General features: G+C 69.1%; 7 protein-coding genes and 1 pseudogene. 2 read left to right on the plus strand and 6 right to left on the minus strand.

What is annotated here, in order from left to right; translation table 11 throughout:
- Positions 1-318 precede the first annotated feature (318 nt).
- Positions 319-1,347 carry an alpha/beta hydrolase-fold protein gene (locus tag VIM19_15295; GenBank protein HEY5186228.1) on the plus strand — a complete coding sequence of 343 codons (1,029 nt, stop codon included), beginning with the start codon at positions 319-321 and terminating at the stop codon, positions 1,345-1,347.
- A gap of 20 nt (positions 1,348-1,367) precedes the next feature.
- On the opposite strand, the gene VIM19_15300 is transcribed toward VIM19_15295, so the two are convergent.
- Together VIM19_15300 and VIM19_15305 are read right to left on the minus strand one after the other, a co-directional pair.
- Entirely contained in the window at positions 1,368-2,651 is a 1,284-nt protein-coding gene (locus VIM19_15300; GenBank protein ID HEY5186229.1) for a citrate synthase, read from the minus strand.
- 74 nt (positions 2,652-2,725) lie between these two features.
- On the minus strand, positions 2,726-3,721 hold the full coding sequence (locus VIM19_15305; GenBank protein ID HEY5186230.1) for an NAD(P)/FAD-dependent oxidoreductase: 996 nt from the start codon (positions 3,719-3,721) through the stop codon (positions 2,726-2,728).
- A 74-nt stretch (positions 3,722-3,795) separates the two neighbouring features.
- Here VIM19_15305 and VIM19_15310 point away from each other — a divergent pair.
- Positions 3,796-4,467: pseudogene (locus VIM19_15310) on the plus strand (SURF1 family protein).
- Positions 4,468-4,530: 63 nt separating this feature from the next.
- On the opposite strand, the gene VIM19_15315 reads toward VIM19_15310, so the two are convergent.
- From VIM19_15315 to VIM19_15330, 4 genes are all read right to left on the minus strand, one after another.
- Complete coding sequence (locus VIM19_15315) at positions 4,531-4,854, minus strand: DUF3817 domain-containing protein (GenBank protein ID HEY5186231.1); 324 nt, start codon at positions 4,852-4,854, stop codon at positions 4,531-4,533.
- Between the two features lie 92 nt (positions 4,855-4,946).
- The gene (locus tag VIM19_15320; GenBank protein ID HEY5186232.1) at positions 4,947-5,468 is read right to left on the minus strand and encodes a DsrE/DsrF/DrsH-like family protein; all 522 of its coding nucleotides are present in this window, start codon (positions 5,466-5,468) and stop codon (positions 4,947-4,949) included.
- Between the two features lie 24 nt (positions 5,469-5,492).
- Entirely contained in the window at positions 5,493-5,807 is a 315-nt protein-coding gene (locus VIM19_15325) for a TusE/DsrC/DsvC family sulfur relay protein (GenBank protein ID HEY5186233.1), read from the minus strand.
- 16 nt (positions 5,808-5,823) lie between these two features.
- A partial coding sequence (locus VIM19_15330; GenBank protein HEY5186234.1) for a DUF1641 domain-containing protein occupies positions 5,824-6,487 on the minus strand: 664 nt, incomplete at its 5' end.

Raw genomic sequence — 6,487 nt, forward strand, 5'->3', positions numbered from 1 at the left:
AAGAGGCTCTCGACACCCCGCTCAGCCCGCCAGATCTCTCCAACGAACCGGGGTCTGCTACTGGGCGCTCCGGTACCTACCCAGGCGGGACTCACACCCGCAGGCCTGATCCAACTTTCAGGACGCACCACGGGCCCGATCGTAGGAAGCCCGGAGGCGGCAACGGCGCAGACCCCTCGGGGGTCAGCCACTCGGTCGCGTGATCGAGCGACCCGAGCACAGCACACCCGGCACCGCCGGCCCGATCGCTCCCGCGCCACCGCCGTCGGCGAACGAGAGGCGAAGCAGGGCCGAGCACCCAGGGCTAGGGTCGCAGGCATGCTGCCTTGGTCCCAGCCGCTGGTTGGCCGACTCGACGAGCTCGTCGTCGAGTCGGCCCTGCTGGCCGGCAACCCGCTCGGCGACCCGAAACAGCGACCGCTGTGGGTCTACCTGCCGCCCGGCTACGACGACGCGCCGCAGGAACGGTACCCGACCGTGTACGTCATCCAGGGCTACACCGGGCACCTGGAGATGTGGCGCAACCGGATGCCGTTCCGCCAGCCGTTCATCGAGACCGCGGACGCCGTCTTCGCCAGCGGGGAGGCCTCGCCGTGCATCGTCGTCTACGTCGACGCGTGGACGGCATACGGCGGCTCGCAGTTCGTCGACTCCCCCGGCACCGGGCGCTACCACTCCTACCTCTGCGACGAGGTGGTGCCCTTCGTCGACGCCCGGTACCGCACCCTGCCCGACCGCGAGTCGCGCGCCATCACCGGCAAGTCGAGCGGCGGTTTCGGCGCGATGATCACCCCCATGCTGCGGCCGGACGTGTTCGGCGCGCTGGCCTCGCACGCGGGCGACTCGCTGTACGAGCTGTGCTACGTCCCCGAGTTCGGCCAGGTGGTCCGCGCCCTGCGCGCCTACGACGGCGACCCGGCCCGCTGGTGGGCCGACTTCACCGCCCGGACGTCGTTCACCAGGCCCGGCGACCAGACGATCCTCGGGATCTACGGTGTGGCCGCCTGCTTCTCCGCGGACCCGGACGGCACACCGCGGCTGCCGTTCGACCCGGTCACCGGCGCGCTGGTCCCCGAGCTGTGGCAGCGCTGGCTGGACCTCGACCCGGTCCGGATGGCCCCGCACCACGCGGACGCCCTGCGCTCGATGCGCGCGATCTGGATCGACGCGGGGACGTCGGACGAGTACTTCCTGGACGTCGGTGCGCAGGCGTTCCGCGGCCAGCTCAGCGCCCTCGGCGTCCCCGACGACCGGGTGCATTTCGAGCTGTTCGACGCGAAACACGGCGGCATCGACTACCGCTACCCGCTGTCACTCAGCTGGCTGGCGCAGCGCCTCGCCCGCTGACGGACGACCGGGACCGTCCCTCAGCGCTGGTCGATCGGCCGGTAGGCGCGCTCGGTGGGACCGACGTAGACCTGGCGCGGCCGGCCGATCTTGGTGGCCGGGTCGTTGATCATCTCCCGCCACTGCGCGATCCAGCCGGGCAGCCGGCCGAGAGCGAACAGCACCGTGAACATCTTCTCCGGGAAGCCCATCGCCTGGTAGATCAGTCCGGTGTAGAAGTCGACGTTCGGGTAGAGCTTGCGCTCGAGAAAGTAGTCGTCGGCCAGCGCGACCTCTTCCATGCGCATCGCGATGTCCAGCAGCGGGTCGTCGGCGCCGGGTCGGTCGAGCAGGTCGTGCGCGGCCTGCTTCACCAGCGCCGCCCGCGGGTCGTAGCTGTGGTAGACGCGGTGCCCGAAGCCCATGAGCCGGACGCCGCCGTCGTGGGCCTTGACCCGCTCGACGAAGCTGCCGACGTCGCCGCCCTCGTCGTGGATGCTCTTGAGCATCCCCAGCACCGCCTGGTTCGCCCCGCCGTGCAGCGGCCCGAACAGCGCGTTGATGCCGGCCGACACCGACGCGAACAGGTTCGCGTGGCTGGACCCGACCATCCGGACCGTTGAGGTGGAGCAGTTCTGCTCGTGGTCGGCGTGCAGGATGAACAGCATGTCCAGGGTGCGGGCCATCACCGGGTCGACCTCGTACGCCTCCGCCGGGACGCCGAAGACCAGCCGCAGGAAGTTCTCGGTCGCCTCCAGCGAATTGTCCGGGTAGAGGAACGGCTGGCCGACCGACTTCTTGTAGGCGTACGCCGCGATCGTCGGTACCTTGGCCAGCAGCCGGACCGTGGAGATCTCCACGTGGGCCTGGTCGAACGGGTCCAGGCTGTCCTGGTAGAAGGTCGACAGCGCGCTCACGGCCGACGACAGCACGGCCATCGGGTGCGCGTCGCGCGGGAACCCGTCGAAGAACCGGCGCAGGTCCTCGTGCAGCAGCGTGTGCTGGGTGATCTGCGCCCGGAAGGTGGTCAGCTGGTCCGCGGTCGGGAGCTCACCGTAGATGAGCAGGTAGGCCGTCTCCTGGAACGTCGAGTGCGCCGCCAGCTGCTCGATCGGGTAGCCGCGGTAGCGCAGGATCCCGGCGTCCCCGTCGATGTAGGTGATCTCCGAGGTGCAGGACGCCGTGTTGACGAAGCCCTGGTCGAGCGTCACCTGGCCGGTCGTCTTCAGCAGGGCCGAGACGTCGAGACCTCCCGGTCCTTCGGCAGATTTGGCCAGCTCCAACGGAAGAGCGCCTGCCGGGTAGTCGAGCTGGAAGTCGGACATCGTGATCCTTTCCATCGCTGCCGCGCCTGCTGCAGCCGAGTCTTACAGACACCGGTTGGGGGCTTGCGACCCGGTCAGGGGACTTCCGAGGAGTGCCCGGGGAACACTTTCGCGCCGGGGTGCACGACCGCCGTCGCGTTGTTTACCGCGGTGGCCGCCTCGCCCAGCCCGACCGATATCAGCCGGACCTTTCCGTCGTACTCGGTGATGTCACCGGCGGAGAACACTCGCGGCAGCGAGGTCCGCATCGCGCTGTCCACAACGATGTGCCGCTTGAGCTGCTCGAGCCCCCAGCGGGTGAACGGGCCCAGGTCCGCGGTGAAGCCCAGGGCCGCGACCACCTCCTGAACCTCGAGCGTCTGGTGCTCGTCGGTCTTGTTGTTGAAGATGTCCACCGACTCCACCCGGTCGGTGCCGTGGATGGCGGCGACCTCGAACGGCGTCAGCACCTTCACCGAGGACGACAGCACCCGGGCGACGGTCCCCTCGTGGGCCCGGAACTCGGTGCGGCGGTGGATCAGGGTGATCGACCGGGCGATCGGCTCGAGGCTGGCCGCCCAGTCCATGGCCGAGTCGCCGCCACCGACGATCAGCACGTCCTTGCCGGCCAGCTCGTCCAGCTTCGGGACGAAGTAGCGCAATCCGCGGCCTTCGTAGGCGGCGGCGTCCGGCAGCGCCCGTGGGGTGAACGTGCCGATGCCGCCGGCGATCAGTACGGCCTTGGCCTGCACGACGGGCCCCCCGGGCTCGGTGCGGACCACCACGTGGTCTTCGGCGACCTCCAACTCCTCGGCCCGGTGGCCCAGCAGGTACGTGGGGTTCGCGCTCGCGGCCTGCTGGACCAGGTTGTCGACCAGCGCCTGCCCCCGGATCTCCGGGAGCCCACCGACGTCGTAGATCAGCTTCTCCGGGTACAGCGCGGTGAGCTGGCCGCCGAGCTCGGTCAGCGAGTCCAGCACCGCGACCGACAGCCCGCGGAATCCGGCGTAGTACGTGGCGAACAGCCCGGTCGGCCCAGCGCCGATGATGAGCAGGTCGACCTCGACCGCAGCGGTCCCCGAAGTGGTCACGTTGCCCCTTCCTCAGTCCTGCTGTGCACGCTACTGCGCAGTCATCTTTGGCGTGGGACGTACCGTGGTCCCCGATGTACCGGTTCCTCCTGCAGCCCCGGTGGCTCGCCGTCCACGTCGGGGCGCTGCTCGCGGTTGCCGCCTTCGTGGCGCTCGGCGGGTGGCAGTGGGACCGGGCCCGAACCCGCGACTCGGGCCCCCCGCTGACCGCTCCGGCGCTGAGCGCGGCCCGGCCGCTGGCCGACGTGAGGGGCGCGGAGAACCTGGTCACGCCCGACAACCGCGGGGCCGCGGTGACCGTGACCGGCCGGTACGACGTGGCTCGCCAGCTGCTCTCCCCAGGCCACGACTTGCGGGGGGAGGCCGGCTTCTACGTGGTGACCCCGCTCGTCACATCCCCCGGGCTGGCGGCCACGGTGGTCCGCGGCTGGGTCCCCGGTCAGCAGCAGCCGGACGCCGCCGTCCCGGCACCGCCGTCCGGCCCGGTGACCGTGCGCGGCTACCTGGCGCCCTCGGAGACCCCGCTGCCGTCCGGGATGACCAGCGTGCTGCCCGCCGGGCAGGTGGAGCGGGTCACCACCGCCGACCTGGTCAACCGGTGGCCGTACCGGCTCTACGACGGCTCGGTGCTGCTCGCCGACCAGGAGCCGCCCACGACGCCCGCGCTGGCCACCGTGCCTCCCCCGCTGCCGCCGGCGACCATTCGCTGGTCGGTGCAGAGCCTCACCTACGCGCTGCAGTGGTGGCTGTTCGCCGCTGCCACGGTGTGGATGTGGGTGGCCGCCGTCCGCAAGGAGGCAGCCACCAGCTCAGGCGGCGGCGGTGCCGGTGCTGCCAGTGCTGGCGAGCTCCTCCTTGACGATCCGGTGCTCGACGAAGAAGACGGCGAACGGGATCGTGCCGGAGAGCATGACGAGCAGCATCTTCAGCAGCGGCCAGCGCCGCCGGGACCCGAGGTCGAACGTCGCGATGATGTACAGGATGTAGAAGTAGCCGTGCAGCATCCCGATGACGTGGACCATGCCCGGTGAGTCGGCGAAGTACTTCAGCGGCATGGCGACGCAGACGAGCAGGACCAGACCGACGCCGGTGACGTAGGCCATGATCCGGTAGCGAGTGAGGACGTTGGGCATGGCGGTCACTATCTCAGCCGCCCACCTTCGCGCAGTTGTCAGGGTGAGGACGGGCCATGGCCCGTCCTCACCCTGACAGCTTCAGGCGTGGGTCAGATGAAGAGCAGCTGGGCGCCGTCGGTCATCTCGATGAAGTCGGAAGCGTTGATGATGGCCTCGACGTCGTCGCGCAGGTCGGACTCGGTCAGGTGGTTCATGTCCGCCGACATCCGGCAGGCCCACAGGTGGCCGCCGGCCGCGACGATCTGGTCCAGGAACTCCGGGACCTCGGGGATACCGAGCTCGGCGATCTGGTCCTTGAGCATCTTCGTCGCCACCGCCTGGACGCCGGGGAGCGGCGCCAGTGCCTGCGGCATCCGGATCCCGCCGATCGGCAGGTGCATCGCGGTGTTGCCGGTGGGCGTGAACTTCAGGTCGTTCATCCGGGACTTGGTGATCATGTCGAAGCCCCAGAAGGTGAAGAACAGGTGGGTCTCGATGCCCTCACCCAGGGCGGCGTTGGCCAGGACGAGGGCCGGATAGGCCATGTCCAGGTTGCCCTTGGAGCAGATGAGGACGAACTTGCGGTCGGTCTCCTCGTCGTCGCCGAAACTCGGGACGATGGGTGCACTCATAGTCGGTTTCTCCGTCCTCGGTGGTCAGACGCAGCCGTGCGGCTTGGGCAGCCCGGCGATGTAAGACATCTTCTTGGCGGGCTTCTTCGGGAACAGCGTGAACTGGTCCTTGGTGGAGAAGCCCCCGACGGACTGCACTCGGCGGGTGGTTGCGGTTTCGCCGGTCACCTTGAAGTCATCGCGCAGGAACTTGATGACCTTCCAGTGCTCGTCGGTCATGTCGATGCCGATGTTGGCGGCGAGGACCTTGCCGAGATCCTCGTCCCACTCGTCGTACGCGGTGAGGAAGCCCTCGTCGTCGACGTGGATCTCCCGGCCGTTCATCGTGGTCACGGGCATGGTGGTTCGAACCTTCCTAGCTGGTTGGGGTTGACGATTCGGGCTGCTCCTCACCCACGGTGCGGAGCATGCTCATCACGCGGGCAAGCCCGCGGCGAGTCTGTGGGTCGCGCATCTCCTTGATCAGCGCGAACATGGACGGCGGCTCGGTGTGCGCCTCCTCGACCTCCTGCACGGTGACGAAGGTGCGCTTGAGCATCCCCATCACCTCAGGCTGGGTCATCTCCTTGACCGTGTTGAGGATCAGCACGACGTTGTCACCCAGCGCGACGACGTCGTCGTGGTCGAAGGACGTGACCACCTTGTCGGCGATCTCCATGCCGCCCTGGGCGAACATGAAGTAGCCCTTGTCGTCCAGCTGCTGCAGCACGTCGGTCAGCTTGCCCACCCCCGGTCCGACCAGGGGCACGACCTCGCTGACCAGCTGGCTCATCGAGTCCAGCTGCGCCATGAGCGCCTCGAGTCGGGGCAGCTCGCGGGCCGTCGTCCGCAGGAACCGGACGGCGTCCTCGAGGCTGACGTCCTCGCTCAGGTCCCCCAGCTCGCGGGTGGCGACGTCCATGACGCCCTTGGTGACCGGGGTCAGGTCGGTGACCAGCTCCGACCACCGCTCCCGGCTCTGGCGCTGCCGGCGCAGCTCTTCGGCGATGGCCCCGACCTGCTCGCTGAGCAGGTCGAGC

The organism is Actinomycetes bacterium, assembly GCA_036510875.1.
Classification (GTDB): domain Bacteria; phylum Actinomycetota; class Actinomycetes; order Prado026; family Prado026; genus DATCDE01.